This is a genomic window from Streptomyces sp. NPDC101227 (assembly GCF_044767545.1).
Classification (GTDB): domain Bacteria; phylum Actinomycetota; class Actinomycetes; order Streptomycetales; family Streptomycetaceae; genus Streptomyces.
The window spans coordinates 1-20,048 of the sequence record NZ_JBIWOD010000020.1 but is presented as its reverse complement, the minus strand read 5'-3'; the positions used below and the strand labels follow the sequence as shown (position 1 = coordinate 20,048).

General features: G+C 73.2%; 17 protein-coding genes and 1 pseudogene. 8 read left to right on the top strand and 10 right to left on the bottom strand.

Going from position 1 to position 20,048, the window contains the following annotated elements; all coding sequences use genetic code 11:
• Window positions 1-47: 47 nt before the first annotated feature.
• The gene (locus tag ACIRPT_RS33860) at window positions 48-704 is read right to left on the bottom strand and encodes a DUF3000 domain-containing protein (RefSeq protein ID WP_403834266.1); all 657 of its coding nucleotides are present in this window, start codon (window positions 702-704) and stop codon (window positions 48-50) included.
• 146 nt (window positions 705-850) lie between these two features.
• Here ACIRPT_RS33860 and hemE point away from each other — a divergent pair, with 146 nt between their 5' ends.
• The gene (hemE, locus tag ACIRPT_RS33855; protein ID WP_403834264.1) at window positions 851-1,918 is read left to right on the top strand and encodes a uroporphyrinogen decarboxylase; all 1,068 of its coding nucleotides are present in this window, start codon (window positions 851-853) and stop codon (window positions 1,916-1,918) included.
• Window positions 1,919-2,069: 151 nt separating this feature from the next.
• On the opposite strand, the gene ACIRPT_RS33850 is transcribed toward hemE, so the two are convergent.
• The 3 genes from ACIRPT_RS33850 to ACIRPT_RS33840 all read right to left on the bottom strand — a co-directional run bounded on the left by ACIRPT_RS33850 (window position 2,070) and on the right by ACIRPT_RS33840 (window position 5,929).
• A complete protein-coding gene (locus ACIRPT_RS33850; protein ID WP_403834262.1) occupies window positions 2,070-3,452 on the bottom strand; it encodes an FAD-dependent oxidoreductase in 1,383 nt (460 codons plus the stop codon).
• 88 nt (window positions 3,453-3,540) lie between these two features.
• Entirely contained in the window at window positions 3,541-4,737 is a 1,197-nt protein-coding gene (locus ACIRPT_RS33845) for a thiolase family protein (protein WP_403834260.1), read from the bottom strand.
• Between the two features lie 124 nt (window positions 4,738-4,861).
• A complete protein-coding gene (locus tag ACIRPT_RS33840; RefSeq protein ID WP_403834257.1) occupies window positions 4,862-5,929 on the bottom strand; it encodes a DUF4349 domain-containing protein in 1,068 nt (355 codons plus the stop codon).
• A 235-nt stretch (window positions 5,930-6,164) separates the two neighbouring features.
• Here ACIRPT_RS33840 and hemG point away from each other — a divergent pair, with 235 nt between their 5' ends.
• On the top strand, window positions 6,165-7,667 hold the full coding sequence (hemG, locus tag ACIRPT_RS33835; protein WP_403834254.1) for a protoporphyrinogen oxidase: 1,503 nt from the start codon (window positions 6,165-6,167) through the stop codon (window positions 7,665-7,667).
• Window positions 7,664-8,422: a hydrogen peroxide-dependent heme synthase gene (gene hemQ, locus ACIRPT_RS33830; RefSeq protein WP_403834252.1), complete on the top strand. Its 759-nt coding sequence runs from the start codon at window positions 7,664-7,666 to the stop codon at window positions 8,420-8,422. Before hemG ends, hemQ begins: the two co-directional genes overlap by 4 nt.
• 138 nt (window positions 8,423-8,560) lie before the next feature.
• Here hemQ and ACIRPT_RS33825 read toward each other — a convergent pair whose 3' ends face one another.
• The 5 genes and pseudogenes from ACIRPT_RS33825 to ACIRPT_RS33805 all read right to left on the bottom strand — a co-directional run bounded on the left by ACIRPT_RS33825 (window position 8,561) and on the right by ACIRPT_RS33805 (window position 14,517).
• Window positions 8,561-10,246 (bottom strand): alpha/beta hydrolase, encoded by a 1,686-nt coding sequence (locus ACIRPT_RS33825; RefSeq protein ID WP_403834249.1) that lies wholly within the window; start codon window positions 10,244-10,246, stop codon window positions 8,561-8,563.
• Window positions 10,247-10,383: 137 nt separating this feature from the next.
• The gene (locus tag ACIRPT_RS33820) at window positions 10,384-11,142 is read right to left on the bottom strand and encodes a TIGR04222 domain-containing membrane protein (RefSeq protein WP_403834246.1); all 759 of its coding nucleotides are present in this window, start codon (window positions 11,140-11,142) and stop codon (window positions 10,384-10,386) included.
• A 103-nt stretch (window positions 11,143-11,245) separates the two neighbouring features.
• Window positions 11,246-12,259 (bottom strand): TIGR04222 domain-containing membrane protein, encoded by a 1,014-nt coding sequence (locus tag ACIRPT_RS33815; RefSeq protein ID WP_403834243.1) that lies wholly within the window; start codon window positions 12,257-12,259, stop codon window positions 11,246-11,248.
• A gap of 1 nt (window position 12,260) precedes the next feature.
• Window positions 12,261-13,566, bottom strand: a pseudogene (locus ACIRPT_RS33810) (DUF692 family multinuclear iron-containing protein).
• 213 nt (window positions 13,567-13,779) lie between these two features.
• The gene (locus tag ACIRPT_RS33805; protein WP_403834240.1) at window positions 13,780-14,517 is read right to left on the bottom strand and encodes a peptidyl-tRNA hydrolase; all 738 of its coding nucleotides are present in this window, start codon (window positions 14,515-14,517) and stop codon (window positions 13,780-13,782) included.
• A gap of 59 nt (window positions 14,518-14,576) precedes the next feature.
• Here ACIRPT_RS33805 and ACIRPT_RS33800 point away from each other — a divergent pair, with 59 nt between their 5' ends.
• The 5 genes from ACIRPT_RS33800 (at window position 14,577) to ACIRPT_RS33780 (ending at window position 18,088) form a co-directional block, all read left to right on the top strand.
• Complete coding sequence (locus tag ACIRPT_RS33800) at window positions 14,577-15,254, top strand: AIM24 family protein (RefSeq protein WP_403834238.1); 678 nt, start codon at window positions 14,577-14,579, stop codon at window positions 15,252-15,254.
• 125 nt (window positions 15,255-15,379) lie between these two features.
• Entirely contained in the window at window positions 15,380-15,883 is a 504-nt protein-coding gene (locus ACIRPT_RS33795; RefSeq protein WP_403834235.1) for a DUF1877 family protein, read from the top strand.
• Between the two features lie 253 nt (window positions 15,884-16,136).
• On the top strand, window positions 16,137-17,126 hold the full coding sequence (locus ACIRPT_RS33790; protein WP_403834233.1) for an ATP-binding cassette domain-containing protein: 990 nt from the start codon (window positions 16,137-16,139) through the stop codon (window positions 17,124-17,126).
• Entirely contained in the window at window positions 17,123-17,791 is a 669-nt protein-coding gene (locus tag ACIRPT_RS33785; protein ID WP_403834230.1) for an ABC transporter, read from the top strand. Before ACIRPT_RS33790 ends, ACIRPT_RS33785 begins: the two co-directional genes overlap by 4 nt.
• Window positions 17,792-17,821: 30 nt before the next feature.
• Window positions 17,822-18,088: a hypothetical protein gene (locus ACIRPT_RS33780; protein ID WP_403834227.1), complete on the top strand. Its 267-nt coding sequence runs from the start codon at window positions 17,822-17,824 to the stop codon at window positions 18,086-18,088.
• Window positions 18,089-18,150: 62 nt separating this feature from the next.
• Here ACIRPT_RS33780 and ACIRPT_RS33775 read toward each other — a convergent pair whose 3' ends face one another.
• Entirely contained in the window at window positions 18,151-19,518 is a 1,368-nt protein-coding gene (locus ACIRPT_RS33775) for an alkaline phosphatase PhoX (protein ID WP_403834225.1), read from the bottom strand.
• Window positions 19,519-20,048 lie beyond the last annotated feature (530 nt).

Genomic DNA, 20,048 nt, shown 5'->3' with positions numbered 1-20,048 from the left:
CGGCAACCGTCGTCGGCTCCTGCCCCGGTGCACCACGTCGTACGGGGTCAGTGTGGCTGCGGGCCCCGGCGCTGTGGCAGCGGTACCACCCCGCCGTGCGGCGCCGGGTCGAGCGTGGCCGGCGGCAGCCCCGCCACCTGGCACAGCAGATCGCACCAGGCGGCCAGGTGCGCCGCCATGTCGGGCACCCCGCCCGGCCCCTCGGCCGGCGTCCACGACGCCCGGATCTCGATCTGCGTCGCGGGCTCGCGCGAGGCCAGGCCGCCGAAGTAGTGCGAGCCGGCGCGGGTCACCGTCCCGCTCGGCTCGCCGAAGTGCACCTCGCGCGCCTCCAGCGCACCGGTGAGCCACGACCAGGACACCTCCGGCAGCAGCGGATCGGTGCCCATCTCCGGCTCCAGCTCCGCCCGCGCCAGCGTCACCACCCGGAAGGTGCCCTGCCAGGCGTCGTCACCGGCCGGGTTGTGCAACAGCACCAGCCGCCCGTCCGCCAGATCCGCGTCCTCGCCGTCCGGTCCCGCCCCCGGTTCGACGACCGTCGCCTCCAGGGCGTACGCGAACGGGGCGAGTCGCTTGGGCGCGGGCGTCGGGTCGATCTCGATCTCCGGCCGCAGTCGTGCCGCACGAAGCGCCTCGACCGCCTGACGGAAGGGGATCGGGGTCTCGTCCGCGCTGTCCGCGAGGTGTTCTTGAGCCGCAGCCATGCCCGGAAGATTAGGCGGAAGGAGGCCCTCAGCCGGGGAGGACACCCGGTGCGCGCGTCGCCCATTCGGAGGTGTGCCCCCGCGCGCCGCGATGCCCGGGCACCTACCCAACCTGGTAGGTGGCCTCTCGTGCGAAGATTTGGGGCGTGAGCGCCAACGAGAGGCCCCTGGGCCAGCAGCAGACCGGTACGTACGACTCGGCATTTCTCAAGGCCTGCCGGCGCGAGCCGGTGCCGCACACCCCGGTGTGGTTCATGCGCCAGGCCGGGCGCTCGCTGCCGGAATACCGCAAGGTCCGCGAGGGCATCGCGATGCTCGACTCGTGCATGCGGCCCGACCTCGTCACCGAGATCACGCTCCAGCCCGTACGCCGCCACAACGTCGACGCCGCGATCTACTTCAGCGACATCGTCGTCCCCCTCAAGGCCATCGGCATCGACCTCGACATCAAGCCCGGCATCGGCCCGGTCGTCGAGAACCCGATCCGCACCCGCGCCGACCTCGAGCAGCTGCGCACCCTGGAGCCCGGCGACGTCTCGTACGTGACCGAGGCCATCGGCATGCTGGTGCGCGAGCTGGGCAGCACCCCCCTCATCGGCTTCGCCGGCGCGCCCTTCACCCTCGCCAGCTACCTCGTCGAGGGCGGCCCGTCCCGCAACCACGAGCACACCAAGGCCCTGATGTACGGCGACCCGCAGCTGTGGGCCGACCTCCTGGACCGCCTCGCCGACATCACCGCCGCCTTCCTCAAGGTGCAGATCGAGGCGGGCGCGAGCGCCGTCCAGCTCTTCGACTCCTGGGTCGGCGCCCTCGCGCCCGCCGACTACCGCCGCTCCGTGATGCCCGCCTCCACGAAGGTCTTCCGGGCCGTCGAGGGCTACGGCGTCCCGCGCATCCACTTCGGCGTCGGCACCGGCGAACTCCTCGGCCTGATGGGCGAGGCGGGCGCGGACGTCGTCGGCGTCGACTGGCGGGTCCCGCTGGACGAGGCGGCCCGCCGGGTCGGCCCCGGCAAGGCGCTCCAGGGCAACATCGACCCCGCCGTCCTCTTCGCCCCCCGCGAGGCCGTCGAGACCAAGGCCCGCGAGGTCCTGGACGCGGCCGCCGGCCTGGAGGGGCACGTCTTCAACCTCGGCCACGGCGTGCTCCCGAACACCGACCCGGAGTCGCTGACCCGTCTCGTCGAGTACGTGCACGAGCAGACCGCGCGCTGACCGGAGCTCCGGCGGACCGCCGGGCGTCGTGAAGATCGTGAACACGACACCCGGCTCCTTCGCCGCCCACCTGGCGGTGAGCGCGCCCCCGAGGAGGGCTACCGGCCGCTCTCGATGACCCGTTACGTGGCGAAGTCAGGGGCCGCCCCGGTCAGACCCCCGCCTCCCGCACCGCCGCGGTCGCCTTGCGGGCCGCCACCAGCACGGGGTCCCAGACCGGTGAGAACGGCGGGGCGTAGCCCAGGTCGAGCGTCGTCATCTGCTCCACGGTCATCCCGGCGGTCAGCGCGACCGCCGCGATGTCCACCCGCTTGCCCGCGCCCTCCCGGCCGACGATCTGCACGCCCAGCAGCCGCCCCGTACGGCGCTCGGCCAGCATCTTGACGTGCATCGGGCGCGCGCCCGGGTAGTAGCCCGCCCGGCTGGTGGACTCGATGGTGACGGTGACGAAGCGCAGCCCGGCGGCGCGGGCCTGGCGTTCCAGCAGCCCCGTACGGGCGATCTCCAGATCGCAGATCTTGCTGACGGCCGTACCGACGACCCCGGGGAACGTCGCATAGCCGCCGCCCACATTGGTGCCGATGATCTGGCCGTGCTTGTTGGCGTGGGTGCCCAGCGCGATATGCCGCTCGCGTCCGGAGATCAGGTCGAGGACCTCGACGCAGTCGCCGCCCGCCCAGACGTTGTCATGGCCCCGCACCCGCATCGCGAGGTCGGTGAGCAGCCCGCCGGACTCGCCCAGGGGCAGCCCGGCCGCGGCGGCGAGGGTGGTCTCGGGCCGTACGCCCATGCCCAGGACGACCACGTCGGCCTCGTACCGGGCGTCCTCCGTGGCCACCGCGCAAGCCCGCCCGGCCGGACCCGTCAGCACCTCGGTGACCGCGGCACCGCGCACCGTCTCGATGCCCAGCCCGCACATCGCCTCGTGCACCAGCGCGCCCATGTCCGGGTCGAGGGTGGACATCGGCTGTTCCCGCGCCTCGAGGACCGTGACCTGATAGCCGCGGTTGATCAGCGCCTCGGCCATCTCGACGCCGATGTAGCCGGCGCCGATGACCACGGCCCGCCGGCCCTCGGTCGCGGCCAGCGTCTCCAGCAGGGCCTGGCCGTCGTCGAGGGTCTGCACGCCGTGGACGCCCGGTGCGTCGAACCCGGGCAGTCGCGGCCGTATCGGCCGGGCGCCCGTGGCCAGCACCAGCTTGTCGAAGCCGGTCCACGACTCCTTGCCGCCGTCCTCCAGATCCCTGGTGCGCACCCGGCCGCCGTCCAGGTCGAGTTCCGTGACCTCGGTGCGCAGCCGGAGATCGATGTCCCGGGCCCGGTGCTCCTCGGCCGTGCGGGCGATCAGCGCGCCCGGCCCGTCGACCGCACCGCCGACCCAGTACGGGATGCCGCAGGCGGAGTACGACGTGAAATGGCCGCGCTCGAACGCGGTGATGGCCAGCTCGCCGGGCCCCTTCAGGCGCCGGGCCTGCGAGGCGGCGGCCATGCCCGTCGCGTCGCCGCCGACGACCACCAGTCGTTCCGCCGCCATGCCGGGTCCCTTCGCCGGATGCCGCTTTTGGATGCGGCTTTGCCGGATGCCGCGTTGCCGGGTGACGCTTGGCCGGGTGACGCCGAGCCTAACGCTCCAGTACGAGCGCGAGCCCCTGCCCCACGCCGATGCACAGGGCCGCCAGGCCCGTGCCCGAGCCCAGGGCGGCGAGCTGGTGGGCCACCGAGCCCGCGAGGCGGGCACCGGACGCGCCCAGGGGGTGGCCGATGGCGATGGCGCCGCCCCGGGGGTTCACCACCCAGGGGTCGAGTTCCGGCCACTGGGCGATGCAGCCCAACGCCTGAGCGGCGAACGCCTCGTTGAGCTCGAACGTCGCGACGTCCGCGAAGGTACGCCCGGAGCGCTCCAGGGCGCGCCGTACCGCCTCCACGGGGCCGAGGCCGAACAGCTGCGGCTCGACGCCGGTGACCGCACTCGCACGGATACGGGCCAGCGGTTCGCGGCCGGTGGCCCGCAGGCCCTCCTCATCGACCAGCAGGAGCGCCGCGGCGCCGTCGTTCAGCGGCGAGGAGTTCCCGGCGGTGACCGTGCCTCCGGCCGTGCGGAACACCGGCTTGAGCTTGGACAGCGCCTCCAGGGAGGAGGCCTCCCGGATCGCCTCGTCGCGCGTCAGGTCCACGTCCGGCAGCGGCACCACCTCCGCGTCATAGGCCCCCTCCTGCCAGGCCCGTGCCGCCTTCTGATGGCTGGCCAGCGCGAACACGTCCTGCTGCTCGCGGGTGATGCCGTGGCGGTCGGCGATCAGCTCGGCGCCCTCGCCCAGCGCCACCGTCCACTCCGGGGCCATCCGCGGGTTGACCATCCGCCAGCCCAGCGTCGAGGAGAACATCTCCTGGTGGCCCGCGGGGAAGGCCCGCTCGGGCTTGCGCAGCACATAGGGGGCGCGGCTCATCGACTCCACGCCGCCCGCCACCGCGATATGCGCATCGCCGTGCGCGATGGCGCGGGCGGCCTGGATGACCGCCTCCAGGCCGGACCCGCACAGCCGGTTGACGGTCACACCAGGCACGGTGACCGGCAGGCCGGCCAACAGCACCGCCATCCGCGCGACATTGCGGTTGTCCTCGCCAGCGCCGTTCGCGTCCCCGAAGCAGACGTCGTCGATACGCGCCGGATCGAGGTCGGGCGTGCGGTCCACCAGGGCCCTGACCACATGCGCGGCCAGATCGTCGGGCCGGACTCCGGCCAGGGCGCCGCCGTACTTGCCGACGGGGGTCCGTACGGCATCGACGATGTAGACATCCCGCAGGCGTGCGTCGCTCATCAGGCGCTGTCCTCGCTGTCCCGGCTCGGCGGTGGTGGGGTGGGGGCGGCGGGCGACGCCCGGCAGGAACCGGTCTGAAGATCGTCGTCACCCGCCCCGAGTCTTTGCCCGCCGTTGCCCGGTGTCAACGGGGTCCTCGGTCACCTTCCTCGGCCGTTGCGGCCGCATCCGGCTTCGCGGCGGCTTCGGGCTCCCCGGGCTTCCCGGACCGGTCGGCCTCCTCGGTTCCGCGGCCGTCCGCCGAAACGACGTCCGCAGCACCGCCGTCCGCCTGGCTTGCGGCCCGGCCCGCCCCCTTGGGACCGCCGCGTCCGTGCGCCCGCTGCCGGGTACGCAACCGCGCCGGCAGCCGCCCGCGGCCCAGCCGCCACAGCCCGTACAGCACCGCACCGGCCGCCGCGAACGGCAGCAGCGCGCCGATCGCCACCAGCACCCACTGCACGGCACCCATAAAGGCGTGCCAGCCGCCGGAGAGCGCCTCCCCGAACGACGTCGGCTCGTCCTGCGGCTGCTTCTCGGGCGTGGCGTCCGGCTGCCGCAGCAGCAGCGTGACGGTGGCCATGCCGGTGCGCTCCTTGAGCGACTTCAGCTCGGCCTCCAGCGATTCGAGGTTCGCCTGGCGGGTGCTGAGCTCGGACTCCAGGGAGACGATGTCGCCGATCGACGTCGCCTTCTCCATGAGTGCGCGCACCCGGTTCACGCTCTCCCGCTGCGTCTTGAGGCGGCTGTTGACGTCCACGACCTGATCGGTGACGTCCTTCGCCGAGACCTCGCGCGAGACGAGCCTGCCGAGCCCGGCCAGCCGCCCCAGCACCGCGTCGTACTCCTTGGGCGGCACCCGCAGCACGATCCGCGACCGGTCGTGGCCCCCGCCGTCCCGGTCGGTGGTCTCGTCGGAGACGTAGCCGCCCGCACCGCCCACCGCGCTGCGCGCCTTGGCCAGCGCCGCCGGCACGTCCTTGGTCTGCACCGTGAGGGTGGCCGTCCGGATGATCTGGTCGGGGACGGCCTGCGCCGCCTTGCCGTCCCGGCCCCTGGTCGCGTCCGTCGCACCGGTGCCGCTGCTCCGCTCACCGCCCGGCGCCTGCGAGGGGGCGACCGCGGCCCCGCCCCCTGCCTTCGCGTCGGCGCTCGCGCGGATGCCGTCCGACCCGCTGCACCCCGTCACCGCCAGAGACGCCGCGAGCAGCACGCCCGCCGCGGCCCCCCGACGTCCCGGTGGCCGACCCGCGGTGCCGGCTCCCCGTATTCCCCGTACTCGCCCCATCGGCTGCTCGCCCTCCAAGTGGCTTGATGGTGTTGCCGCTTCGACGGCGGCCGCGGTTCCGGGGTTGCCCTCCGTGGATCGCGATCCGGTCACGGTCTGGCCGGCGGGCTCCGCGGGCGGTGCCGGCGGGGGTGTCGGTGGGCTCTGAGAGAGTGGAGGCATGAGCGCAGCGCACAGCAGTACGGAGGGCCGGACGCCCGGCAGCGTCGGTCACGTCGTCGTCATCGGCGGCGGCATCTCGGGCCTGGCGGCCGCGCACCGCCTGCTCGAAGGCGGCGCCCGGGTGACGGTCCTGGAGGCATCCGACCGGCTCGGCGGCAAGCTGCGCACGGGTGAGATCGCGGGCGTACAGGTCGACCTCGGCGCCGAATCGATGCTGGCCAGAAGGCCGGAGGCGGTGGACCTCGCGCGCGCCGTCGGGATCGGCGAGCGGCTGCAGCCGCCCACCACCGCCACCGCCTCCCTGTGGACCCGCGATGCGCTGCGCCCGATGCCCAAGGGTCATGTCATGGGCGTCCCCGGGGACCTCGCCCCGCTCGCCGCCTCAGGGGTGATCTCCGGGGCCGGGCTCGCCCGTATCGAGGAGGACGCCCGGCTGCCGCGCACCGAGGTCGGCGAGGACGTCGCGGTCGGCGAGTACGTCGCCCGGCGCCTGGGCCGCGAGGTCGTCGACCGGCTCGTCGAGCCCCTGCTGGGCGGGGTGTACGCGGGCGATGCGTACCGGATCTCGATGCAGGCCGCCGTTCCGCAGCTGTTCCAGGCCGCGCGGACCCACCGTTCGCTGCTCGACGGCGTACGCGGCATCCAGGAGCGGGCCGCCGCCACGGTTCACCGGACCGGGCCCGCGGCCGGCGGCCCGGCCCAGGGCGGCCCCGTCTTCATGGGCATCGACGGCGGCATCGGCACCCTGCCGGGCGCGGTCGCCGACGCCGTACGGGCCAAGGGCGGCGAGATCCTCCACCACGAGTTCGTCCACGGTCTGCGCTGGGCCGGCGACGACGGCTGGGAGGTCTGCATCAGCGATGCGGCCATCGAGGCGGACGCGGTGATCGTGGCCACTCCGGCGCGCGACGCGGCGAACATCCTGCGCCATGACTGCCCGGCCGCCGCCACCGAGCTGGCCACCGTCGACTACGCCTCGATGGCGCTGGTCACCATGGCCTTCCGCCGCTCGGACCTGGACCGCGTGCCCGCCGGCAGCGGCTTCCTCGTCCCGCCCGTAGACGGCCACCGGATCAAGGCCTCGACCTTCGCCGGCAACAAGTGGGGCTGGATCGGCGACGCCGACCCGGACCTCTTCGTCCTGCGCACCTCCTTCGGCCGCTATCAGGACGACGCCGACCTGGGCCGCGACGACGCCGAACTGGTCGATCTCTCGCTCGCCGACCTGGGCGCGGCGGTGGGCCTTGCCGCGCGGCCCGTCGCCGCCACCGCCACCCGCTGGTACGAAGGCCTGCCGCAGTACGCCGTCGGCCACCTGGCGCGGGTGGCGAGGATCCGCGCCGCCGTCGCCGGGCTCCCGGGCCCGCTGCGGGTGTGCGGCGCGGTCTACGACGGCGTCGGCATCCCGGCCTGCATCGGCTCGGCCCGCAAGGCCGCCGACGACATCCTCGGCACCCTGCCGCGGGCCACCGCCGCGGGCGAGCGAGAATGGACACCATGACAGACGCTTCCACCCCCGACACCGCTCCCGACACCGCCCCGGAGAAGACCTCCGAGAAGGCGCCGAACGCCGGCAAGAAGGCGAAGGACCTCAACGAGGTCATCCGCTATACCCTCTGGTCGGTGTTCAAGCTGCGCGACGTCCTCCCGGAGGACCGCGCGGGCTACGCCGACGAGGTCGAGGAACTGTTCGCGCAGCTCGCCGCCAAGGACGTCGTGGTGCGCGGCACGTACGACGTGTCCGGTCTGCGTGCGGACGCCGACATCATGATCTGGTGGCACTCGGAGAGCTCGGACGCCCTCCAGGAGGCGTACAACCTCTTCCGCCGCACCCGGCTCGGCCGCGCGCTGGAGCCGGTGTGGTCGAACATGGCGCTGCACCGCCCCGCCGAGTTCAACAAGTCGCACATCCCGGCCTTCCTGGCCGACGAGCAGCCGCGCGCCTACGTGAGCGTCTACCCCTTCGTCCGCTCCTACGAGTGGTACCTCCTCCCCGACGAGGACCGCCGCCGGATGCTCGCCGACCACGGCAAGATGGCCCGCGGCTTCCCGGACGTCCGCGCCAACACCGTGCCCTCGTTCTCGCTCGGCGACTACGAGTGGGTGCTGGCCTTCGAGGCCGATGAGCTCTACCGCATCGTCGACCTGATGCGTCATCTGCGCGGCTCCGAGGCGCGGATGCACGTCCGCGAGGAGATCCCCTTCTACACGGGGCGGCGCAAGGCGGTCTCGGAGCTGGTCGCGGGCCTGGCGTAACGACACGGGCCGCCGGACCGGCGAGGCGGGCGCCGGCCGGCTCGCCGTTGCGGCCCCGTCCACCGTGCCGCAACGCGCCGCGGGCCGCCCCCGGAGGGACGGCCCGCGGCGCTTTCTGCGAGGGGGGTGCGGCCGGGGCTATTTCGTCGGGGTGCCCTGCCGCTGCTGGTTCGGCACCGGCTCCGCGCGCGGCGGGCAGCTCGCCGAGTGCCCCGGGACCTCCCCGCGCAGCAGATACGCCTCCGTGTAGTGGTTCACGCATTCGTTGGCGCCCAGCGCGATGCCATGGGTGCCCGCACCGCGTTCGGTGACCATCGAGGACCCGGCCAGCCGCCGGTGCAGCTCCACCGCGCCCGGGTACGGGGTCGCCGCGTCCCGCTCGGCCGCCAGCAGCAGCACCGGGGGCAGCGCGCCGGGCGCCGTGCGGATGTCGAGCGGGCCGCGCCGCCCGAGCGCCTCGTCGACCGCGGTCGACGCCATCTGGTCGGCGGCGTACACCAGCCCGTGCCCGGCCGCGTCCCTCGACGTGCCCGTGGCCATCCGGGCGGTCGCGGCATCGAGCCCGGCCGCGGCCGACTCCGTACGGTCCGGCCAGAAGGCGCACGGCAGGTTCATCCAGGCGTTGTCCCAGGTCTCGAACGGAGCCGTACGGGCGACGCGGGTGTTGTCCCGGTCCCAGGTCGCCCAGTCGCGCGGCCAGGACGCGTCGTTGCACTCGACGGCGGTGTAGACCGCGTTGGTGTTCTCCTCGGCCGTGTCATTGCTCGTCTTGGGCAGGGTCTGGGTGGCCATCGGCTTGGTGTCGCCGTGCAGATACGCCGCGAGCGACTGGGCGCTGATCGGCCAGTAGGCGTCGTTGTAACCCGTCTTGAGGAACGCCGACTGCAGCTGGGCGGGCCCGATCTTCCCGTTGATCGGCACCCGGCGCACCCGCTGAACGGCCGTGTCGTACGAGCGCTGCACCGCCTTCGGGGACGCGCCGAGGTGATAGGTGGAATCGTGCGCGGCGACCCAGCGCAGCCAGTCGCCCCAGCGACGCTCGAAGGCGACGTTCTGGTCGAGGTTGTTGCGGTACCAGATCTGCCGGGGGTCCGGGTTGACGACGCTGTCGAAGATCATCCGGCGGATGTGGCCGGGGAAGAGCGTCGCGTAGACGGCGCCGAAGTACGTCCCGTAGGACGCGCCCATGAACGTCAGCTTCCGCTCCCCGAGCGCGGCCCGCAGCATGTCGAGGTCGCGGGCGTTGTTGAGGGAGTTGTAGAAGGGCAGATCGGCCCCGGCGTTGCGGGCACAGCCCTCCGCGTACGCCCGCGCCTCGGCGATCTTCTGCCGCTTGAACGCCTCGGTGGGATAGCGCTGGGTGTCGGTGGGCGCCTTGGTGAACTCCTTCGGGTCCTGGCAGGACAGCGGCGCCGAGCGGCCCACGCCGCGCGGCGCGTAGCCGACGAAGTCATAGGCGCGGGCGGTCCGGCGCCATTTGGGCAGCGCGCCGTAGAGCGGGAATTCCATGCTGCTCGCACCGGGACCGCCGGGGTTGAAGACCAGGGCGCCCTGCCGCTCCTGGGGGGCGGTGGCGCGGATCCGGCTGACGGTGAGGGTGATCTTCTTGCCCTCCGGGCGCGCGTAGTCGAGCGGCACGGCGAGCGTGCCGCACTGCACCGTGGCGGGCAGATGCTCCACGGGCGCGCAGCGGCCGAAGGCGATGCGCTGCGGCACCGGGGCGGGCGGCGCGGCGGGCGGCGCGGGGGCACCGCCCGCCGGGGCGGTGGCCATGGCGGTCACGACCAGCGACCCGATGGCGCCGTACAACGCAAGTGTTCTCACGAGCCGTCCCTTCGTGGGGTGCGGGGTGCGTGGCGCACGACGAGAGGCTCGGTGCACTAGGCCGCACGGTGTGCATACAAAAGGGATAGTTGAGCGGGGGGTTCGCGATGTAAAGCACCGGACACCGGTGTCGGACGCTATGCCCCGGAAGAGTGGAGGGCGGTCCGCAGCGCGGGATCGGTGAGCGCGGCCCGGCCGTGTACGGCCAGTGCGGTGAGGGCAGGACGGGCGTCGGCCGGCAGGTGCTGCCGCAGCAGCCGCTCGCCCGCCGGGGTCGCCCAGTCGGGGTACGGATGGATCTCCATACGGGCCATCGCCCAGGTACCGGAGGTCAGCACGAGCGGCAGCGCGAACCACACCAGCATCGGCCCGCTCTCGGTCCCGGCCGGTGCCATCCATACGGCCGCCCCGGCGGCCGTCGGCACCAGGAGAGTGGCGCCCCACAGCCGCCGGATGGCCGCACCCACTCTGTTGCGGGCGCGGGCGGGCAGCGCCAGACCCGCGGCGACGAGGCGGTCGGACAGCGCCCGCACCGCGTCGTCGGTGGCGAGGATGCCCCGTATCGCGGGTATCCGGCGCTGCCCGCCGGGCCCGATGGCGGCCAGGACGGCGCGCTCGAGGCCGTCACTGCCGACCGGGTCGATGACCGAGGCCCAGCCGGTGTGCGCGAGCAGCAGGCGGTGCTGCCGGGCCATCGACACCAGGGCGACATCGACGAGCCGCTGCGGGCCGCCCGCCAGGTAGGCGGTCTCGTAGAGGGTGAGCTCGGGGGGCCGCCTGTCGTCGGCGCCCGGGCCCGGCCGCTCATGGTGGGCGGCGGCGACGGCCGCCCGGCAGACACCGACGCAGGCCAGAACCGCCGCAACCCAGGCGACGGCGAGGAAAAGGAGCCACATGGCGGATTCCTATGGGATGGCCGCCCGGCACCGCCACGCCTTTTCTCAGCATCCGGGCACGACATCCGCGTCTCACGGGCGCCGTGCCCCCTTCCCCGTCCGGTCAGCTGCTCCCGCAGCCGCCCCCGCCTCCGCACGAGGAGCCGCCCCCGCAGGACGATCCGCCGCTCCCGCAGCTCGAACCGCCCCCGCCTCCACCGCAGGACGAGCTCCCGCAGCCGGACGACGACCCGCCGTCGGAGGAGCCGCACCAGGAGCCGCCGCCCCCGTCGCCCGGGGTGGCCCAGCCACAGCTGCTGCCGGACGAGCCGGTGGAACCGGTGGCCGACGACGATGCGGAGGTGGCCGCCATGGTGCGCTGAGCCTCCGTCAGCTGCGCCCGCAGTATCTCGTCCGCGATCACCGCGGCACCGCCGAGCGCCACCACCATCCCCGCGGCCTGGACGGCATCGCCGACCGCGCCGGGGCCGTTGGCGGTCCGCGCGGTCTTCAGCGCGAAGGTGCCCGCCATCGTGACCCGCCGCCGGAGGGCCAGCTTGCAGCCCGAGGCGATGGCCATGCCCACCAAGAGGCCGGGCGCGATCGCGATGATGGTCGGCACCTCGGAGTCGTCGTCCCCGGTGGCCCCCGCGATCGTCAGCAGAAAGCCGCCGAAGAAAAGCACCCCACAGGCCACCATCTGGATCCGCGCCATCAAGCGCCAGCCGCTGCCTGTTCGTGGGTGCCGCAGCAGGCCTCGGGCGGCCAGCCGGTCGCCGATCGCCTGGACGGGCAGGCTCTGCATGGCGGTGGTGCGCAGCGCGGGCAGCGCCCCGCCCGGCGTCCCGGCGACGGCGTTGAGGACGGCGGCCTCCACCGCGTCCCGGGGCGCGGACTGCCGTACCGTCACCACCCCGGGGCCGCCGACCGCCAGCCGGCCGTCCTCGTGCATCGCGGCGATCGCGGTGTCCACCACCCGCCCCGGGCCGCCGGCGAGAAACGCGATCTCCCAGACGTCGTGGGTCAGCGAGTCCACCAGCCGGACACGCGGCGTGGCCCGGCGGGCCGTGACCGTACCGATGATGAGCACCAGCGACGAGACGACGACCGCTACGTACACCCCCGTTGCGTACGTCATGTCACTCTCCTCCCCGGTGGAGCGCGAGCCGGACCGCGCGCACGAGCCGGGAAGCGGGCCCGGCTGACGGCGGCTTGGGGCCCGCACGATCCCGCCACCACTGCGTCAGCCGCCGCCGCGCGTCCGGGTCCTCGGGGAGGTTCTGCGCCAGCAGATGCCCCGCGAAGTCCAGGGCGTCATGGCGGTAGCCGCCGCTCATCGGGCGGTGTCGCGCATAGTCGAGGAAAGCGGCCCGGTAGCCGTCGCCGAGGATCTCGGGCAGCTCGGGCGCGATCTTGGCGACGACGGAGGCCCGCTTGGCGGTCAGCGCCCGGCTCTGTACGCCCAGCCGGGCCCGGTCGAAGCCCTCCGGGGCCGGGGTGCCGCCCACCAGCGCGGACAGCAGCGCGGTCTGCGCGAGCGCGAGCCGTTGCCGCGCCGCATCGGTGCCGGACCCCGGCGCGCCCCTGCCGCCGCGCACCACCTCAAGCCGCTCGGACATGACGGGCCTCCTTCAGTACCGTGCGTATCGCGTCCAGTTCACTCGCCAGCTCGCCGGCCTCGGGGAAGTCCTCGTCCCGCTCCAGCAGCACGCCGGGCGGCGTCGTACGGGCGCAGAGCTCGGCGAGGACGTCCAGCACGGGCCGGGTCACCGGATGCGCATGGCTGTCGTGCCACACCCCGTCCCGCTCCACGCCGCCCGCGACATGGACGTAGGCGATGGCCTCGACCGGCAGCTCGTCCAGCGCGCGCGCCGGGTCCTCACCCCGGTTGACATGATTCGTATGGAGGTTGGCGACATCGATGAGCAGCCGCACCCCCGTCCGCTCGACCAGCTCGGTCAGGAACTGGCCCTCGGTCAGCTCCTCGCCCGGCCAGTTGATCAGCGCGGCGATGTTCTCCAGAGCCAGCGGCACCGGGAGCGCGTCCTGGGCGATCCGGACGTTCTCGCAGAGCACGTCCAGCGCGTCACGGGTGCGCGGCACCGGGAGCAGATGCCCGGCCTCCATCAGCGGAGAGGCGGTGAGCGGCCCCCCGGCCCGGACGAACGCGATGTGCTCGGTGACCAGCGGCGCCCCCAGCGCCTCGGCGCGCTCCGCCAGAGCGGTCAGCCGCCCGGCATCCGGCCGGTCGGCGCCGCCGAGACCGAGCGAGACACCGTGCGGGATGACGGTCGTGCCGCGCTCGCGCAGCTCCTGTACGGCCTGCGGAAGATGACCGGGGCAGATGTTCTCGGCCACGACCTCCACCCAGTCGATACCGGGCAGTCGGGCAATCTCCGGGGCGATTTCCGGCCGCCAGCCGATCCCCGTACCAAGGCGCTCCATACTTCCCCCTCTCCCTCCGTGGTGAGGGTACTCATGGCCACTGACAGCGGACCGAATCCTGCATCCGCGGTGTTCAGAGGTTGATTTGAGCTTCAGGGACGGGGTGGGGGAGCGGGGGTTCCCCGAGGGGAGCCGACCTGGGCGGCGCGGCGGCCCCGGGCACCCCGAGGGGCCCCGCGCCGCGCACCTCATGCCCTTGCGCCGTCGCGCAACTCACCCGCCGTACGGCAACGCCCGCCGCAGCGCGGGATGGTCGGCGACCACCGTGCAGGAACCCGGGGCGATCTCCGTGAACCCGGCGTCGCGGACCACGGGCAGTCCGCTGCGGGTCAGCGCGTCCCAGGCCGCGGGGTCCGCGGACCGTACGGCCAGGGGGAATCCGGCCGCACGCCAGGCTGCGCGCTCCTCCTCGGTCAGCTCCCACCAGGCGAGCTGCGCGCCGTGGCCGGTCTGGGCCATCTCCTTGCCGGCCGACATGTCCAGCTCGGGGTTGAGCCACAGCACCGGCCGGACCGCGTCGGGTGCGACCGGCGGCTCCGGGTCGCTCAGTTCGGTGCCCGACACCTGGAGCCGCGCCAGGTCCTTGGGCCAGCCGTCCAGCGGAACCGGCGGGAAGACCCGTACTTCGGCGCGTTGCCCGGTCACCGTGATGCCGGGCAGGGCCTCGGCCCGCCGCCACTCCGCGCCGCGCGCCCGGCGCACCACCTTCCGGATCCGGGCGTCCTGCCAGTCCCGTACCGCCTGGGCCCACTCGCCCTCGCCGGCCGCCCGCTCGTCCGACAGCAGCACCAGCACCGCCCGCGCCGCCGTCTCCAGCGCGTCCGTGCGCGCCGGCGGATCGTCGCGCTCGATCCGCGCGACCAGCGGCAGCACGAACTGGGGTGCCGCGTCCCTACCGGTCTCTTCGTTGTGGAAGGGGCTGCTGGGGCTGGTGGTATCGGTTCCTGTCACTTGGCCCAGTTTGCCAGGCACCGCCGACAGCACGACCCGTACGCCTTAGCATCCTGGCCATGAACAGTGACCTCTTCGCTTCCGAGAACATGGCCAAGCCGGCCACCGCGCCCGGCATGACGCAGCAGAACGCGAAGTCGATCAAGTACGCGGTCAACGGCGAGTGCTACGCGCGGCAGGGCGCGATGATCGCCTACCGGGGAAACCTGCAGTTCGAGAGGCAGGGCCAGGGCGTCGGCAACTTCCTCAAGCGCGCCGTCACCGGCGAGGGCCTGGCGCTGATGACCGTACGGGGCCAGGGCGAGGTGTGGTTCGCGCACGAGGCCGCCAACTGCTTCATCATGGACCTCACCGCCGGCGACGGCATCACCATCAACGGCCGCAATGTGCTGTGCTTCGACTCGTCCCTCTCCTACGAGATCAAGGTCGTGAAGGGCGCCGGTATGGCCGGCGGCGGAATCTTCAACTCCGTCTTCAGCGGCCAGGGCAAGCTCGGCGTGATGTGTGAGGGCAACCCCATCGTCATACCCGTCTCCGCCCAGGCCCCGGTCTTTGTCGACACCGACGCGGTGGTCGGCTGGAGCACCGCCCTGCAGACCTCGCTGCACCGGTCGCAGAGCCTCGGCTCGATGCTCCGCGGCGGCTCCGGCGAAGCCGTCCAACTGCGCCTGGACGGCGAGGGGTTCGTGATCGTACGGCCGAGCGAGCTGCGTCCGGAGAAGTCCGCGGGGAACTGAGACCGCTCTTGAGGATCCGGCGGACGGCGTGGACTGTGGACACCCGCCCGGTGTCAGTGCCCCGGGATACGCTTCCGGCTTTGCCGGCCCGCGGATGCCGGGTCGTTCGTGACGAGGGGTAGGCCGTGAGCTTCCACATGCATCTGCGTGCCGTCGAGAATTCCGAGGTCCGGCACGATCACGCCTGGCTGGAGGAGTTCATGGGGGCGGCCTGGGACTGGGACGTCCGCCGGGCGGAGCACGACGCGGGCATTGCGAATTCCATCGAGAAGGACTTCAGCTCGGTCCACGAACTCTGTGAAGCGGGCAGCGGCCTCCCCGAGGGGCAGGGCGGCACATGGGAACTGCCCATCTTCGGTGGTGACATCATCGACCACCCCGCCCACGAGAAACCGCCCTTCGTCCACCTGACCCCGGACACGACGCGGCGAGCGGCAGCCTTCCTCACGGACGTCTCGTTCGACGTCCTCTGGGAGTCGGCGGGACGTCAGCTCCGCGCAGCGTTCGGCCCTGACTGGGCCGAAGAGGACGTCAAAGGCATCTATGCCTGGCACCACGCGGGCCTCCGCGCCTTCTATCACCGCACCGCCGTGGCCGGGAAGGCAGTGGTCAAAGCGTTCTGGTACTAAGCGTTCCGGTACCAGGTGTCCGTCTTCACAGTGATCTTGCCCAGAGCGGGCACGAGCGGGTGTGACCGCTGCTTCGCGGGAAGCGGCGGTCTTCTCGTATCTCGCCGCGATGGCGCGGAAGCCCTCGAGCCGGTTGACGCCGGGCCAGGCCGAACGGGGAGCCGCGCTCGGAAGTGCGCGGGAACCAATCCGGGGGCGTGGGGAGTTGGGGGAGTGACGGTTTCGGGGGGCGGGGTGTGGAGGTGCCGGGGGGATGAGGCTCGACGGGGTGGGGCGGCGTTACGGGGTGCGGGGGCCCTGGGTGCTGCGGGACGTTCGGCTCGAGGTGCCCGCACCCGCGCTGGTGCGTATCGAGGGGACGAACGGCAGCGGGAAGTCCACTCTGCTGCGCCTGTTCGCCGGCATCGACCGGCCTAGCGTCGGACGCATCACCGGCCGCCCGCGCGCCGCGTATGTGCCCGAGCGGTTCCCGACGGCGCTGCCCTTCACCGCCGTCGGCTACCTCACCCACCTGGGGCGCATCCACGGCCTGCGCGGGCCCGAGGCGGCCCGCCGGGCCGAGGCCTGGCTCGACCGGTTCGGGGCGGCCGGACACGGCAGCACTCCGCTGGTGGAGCTGTCCAAGGGCACCAGCCAGAAGGTCGCGGTCGCGCAGGCGCTGCTCGCCGAGCCCGAACTCCTCGTACTGGACGAGGCCTGGACCGGCCTGGACCAGGGGGCGCGCGATGTCCTCGACCGCGCGGTCGCCGAGCGGGTCGCCGACGGCGGCACCGTCGTCTTCGTCGACCACGACCCGCGCCGCCTGGCAGGCGTGGCCGACGTCCGCTACCGCGTCGCCGACGGGAAGCTGCTGCCAAAGGAGCCCGGCCCGGCGGCGGAGACGGTGGCCGCGGGCCCCCGGGTGATCATCGAGGTCGAGGGCGCACCGGGCGGCGTGCCGCGCCACGGGCCCGGCCCCGCCGCCTCGCACTTGCCCGGTGCACCACAGGTCTCGGCCGGTTCCGACGGCGTGACCCGACTGACCGTCGCGGCCGCCCACTCCGACGCCCTACTACGGGCGCTGCTCGCCGCGCGCCCGCCCTGGCACATCCGCTCGGTCAGCACCGCGTCGTCCGCCCCGTCCGCCGACGCTCCCGATGCCTCGTACGCGGCCCCCGCCCATGGCGCCGGCCACGTCTCCGACCCCGGCCCCGGCTCCGCGCCCGGCCACGCCCCTGACTCCGACGAGACGGCCCGCTCATGATCGCCCTGCTCCGCTATCAGGCGGCCCTGCTCGTCGGCTCGCACCGCTGGCTGCCGCCGGTCATCCTCTACGCCGCTTACTTGGCCGTCGGCATCCAGACCGGCGGACCGATTCTCGACGGGTTCGGCGTCGCCGCCGCCGGACTGCTGCCCGTCGCCGTCTGGCTGACCCGGATCTGTGTCACCAACGAGCCCCCGGCCGCCCGCAACTGCGCCGCGGCCGCCGCCGGTCCCGGCCGCGTTCACCTGGCCTGCCTGCTGACCGCGACGTTCACCTCCCTCCTGCTCGCCCTCCTGGGCACGGCGTTTGTCGCCCTGGTGTCCGATGCCCACTTCCTGCACCATCGGGTCGCCGTTCCGCTCCTGCCCGCGACCGTCGCCGGGCTGCTGACCGCGCTGGCCTGCGTGCTGCTCGGCGCGGCGATCGGCGCGCTGTGCAACTGGCCGGTCCTGCGCAGTTCCGGCTCCGCCATACCGGCGGGGCTGCTGGCCGCGCTGCTGCTGCTCGTCCTGGGGGCCTCGCCGGCGAATGCCGCGCTGTCGAGCCTGGTCACGGGATCCGAGCACGGCACGGTCAGCATCCCGTGGCTGCCGCTCGCCGGGACCGTCCCGATAGCCGTGGCGGCCGTCGCGGCCGCCTGCGCGCTGAGCTCCCGGCGTACGTGACCGGGGCGGCCCCGGCGTACGCTCGACGACATGCCGGACACCGACCGCGCCCACGACGAGGCCCACGACAAGGCCCACGGTGAGGCCCACGACGAGCATGCCGACGCGGGCTACTGCGCCGATCCGGGTGGCGCCGCTCCCGCTGGTGCCGTTTCCGGCGGCCCCGCCGGGGGGCCGCCGTACGCGGACTGTGTGTTGTGCGGCAAGCCGACCGAGTATCCGGCCGACCGTCCCGGCATGGTGCTCTGCCCGGTGTGCGAGTGGCAGGAAGCCCAGCGCTCCGCCTGCTCCGGCTAGCGGGCGCGGGTCGTCGAGGACCCCTGGACAGCGGACAGCGGACAGCGGCCACGGGTCAGCGGTCAGTGATGCCAGGGACCCGTCACCGCGAACGTCGTGCCCGGTGTGTAGCAGTTGACGTACATCGTCCGGTAGTCGGGGGAGAAGGTCACGCCCGCGAACTCTCCCCACTCCGGCTTTTCCGGGGTGCCGATGTTCTGCCGGCCACGGGCCATGGCGTACACCTCGCCGCGCCGGGTGAGCCCGAAGACGTGCTGGGCGCCCTCGCCGTCCTCGCAGACCATCAGGCCGCCGCTCGGCGCGAGGCAGATGTTGTCGGGGGACTCGCCCGGGAGCTGGAGATCGGTGTCCGGCCCGAAGACCACGACGAGGCTGAGCCGGCGCCGCTGCGGGTCGTACTTCCACACCTGGCCGAAGTGGTCGGCCGCCGAACCGGCGTCGCGATGCGCGAAGCTGGAGACGAAGTAGACGCAGGAGCCGCCCCAGTAGCAGCCTTCCAGCTTCTGGGCGTGGGTGATCCCCTGGGGGCCGAAGTCCTGGAAGCGGATCGGGGTCCGGCGCGCCAGCGGATCGGGAACGTCCACCCAGGTGACGCGGTCGAAGGTGGCGCCGGGCTGCTGGACGGTGGAAAGGTCGGGCACGCCGGGGACGCGCAGCGCCTGGAGGCGGCCGCCGGCCCGGAGCGAGCCGCGGCCGCCCATCGGCTTCTCGGGCAGAAAGCGGTAGAAGAGGCCGAAGGGCTTCTCGAAGGCGTCCTCGGTCTCGTAGACCGTGCCGGTGCCGGGGTCCACCGCGATGGCCTCGTGCTGGAAGCGGCCCATCGCGGTCAGCGGGACGGCGCCGGTGCGCCGCGGGTCGTAGGGATCGACCTCGAAGATGAACCCGTGGTCCTTGGTGTAATTCTCGTCGCCGGCCCGGAACTCGGTCTCCTCGCAGGTGAGCCAGGTGTTCCAAGGCGTGTGGCCGCCCGCGCAGTTGGTGGAGGTACCGGCGATGGCGACCCGCTCGGAGCGCACGGTGTTGTCCCGGTCGAGCTCCAGGGCCGTGCAGCCGCCCTCGCCGCCGGGGTCGTAGGTCAGATCGGGGACCCGGGGGACGGCGGAGCGGGAGTGCGTACGGTTCTCGTGGTTGCGGACGAGACAGGTGCCGCCGCGGCGCCCGGGGAACGCCGACATGCCGTCGCAGTTGCTGGGCACCTTGCCCTCGCCCGAAGGGAGGGGGTCGCCCTCCCGGGAGAGGACCTGGTAGCGGAAGCCCTGGGGGAGGTCGAGCAGGCCGTCGGGGTCGGGGACCAGCGGTCCGTAGCCGCTCTTGCCCATGCTCTGGGCGGTCGCGGTCCCCGCGAAAATCTCCGAGAGGCTCCCGGCGAAGGCGATGGACGCCCCCAACGCACCGGTTCTTGCCAGGATCTGACGTCGTGTCGCGGACATGGGCAACTCCCTGTTGGCGGACAGGTGACGTGACCCGGTTGTATGTACCACGAGCCCCCGCCGCCGGGAACCAGGCGAACCACTGTTCCTCCAGATGCCCATGGGACGGGAGCCGAAGAAGCCTTCCGCGCCCGCCCCTGACTCATCGGGCGGACCCTAGGTCGTGTCCGCAAACTCCCGCCTGGCTCGCGACGCTCCCCAGCTAACGCTGGGGGCACCCCACGCGGCGTTGTCGGCTCACCCGCAGAGAACCTCCCCCACGCCTTAAGGGCGCGGGGGACCCCCATTGTGGGCGCACCTGCGCCTTGCGATGCAGCTCGGCATCCGGGGATCGCATCGAAGAGTCGAGACGGAGCGAGCGAAGCGAGTGCAGTGCACCAGACGCCGCGAGCCCGCCCTACGGGCGACAACGGGAGTTTGCGGACACGCCCTAGTTGTATTGATCACGAGCGTTGTTAACAGTCGCTGGGCTTGATCAATGGCGAAGACCTCCGGTGTGGTGGAGGTGTCTACGCTTCACCGCACGGAGG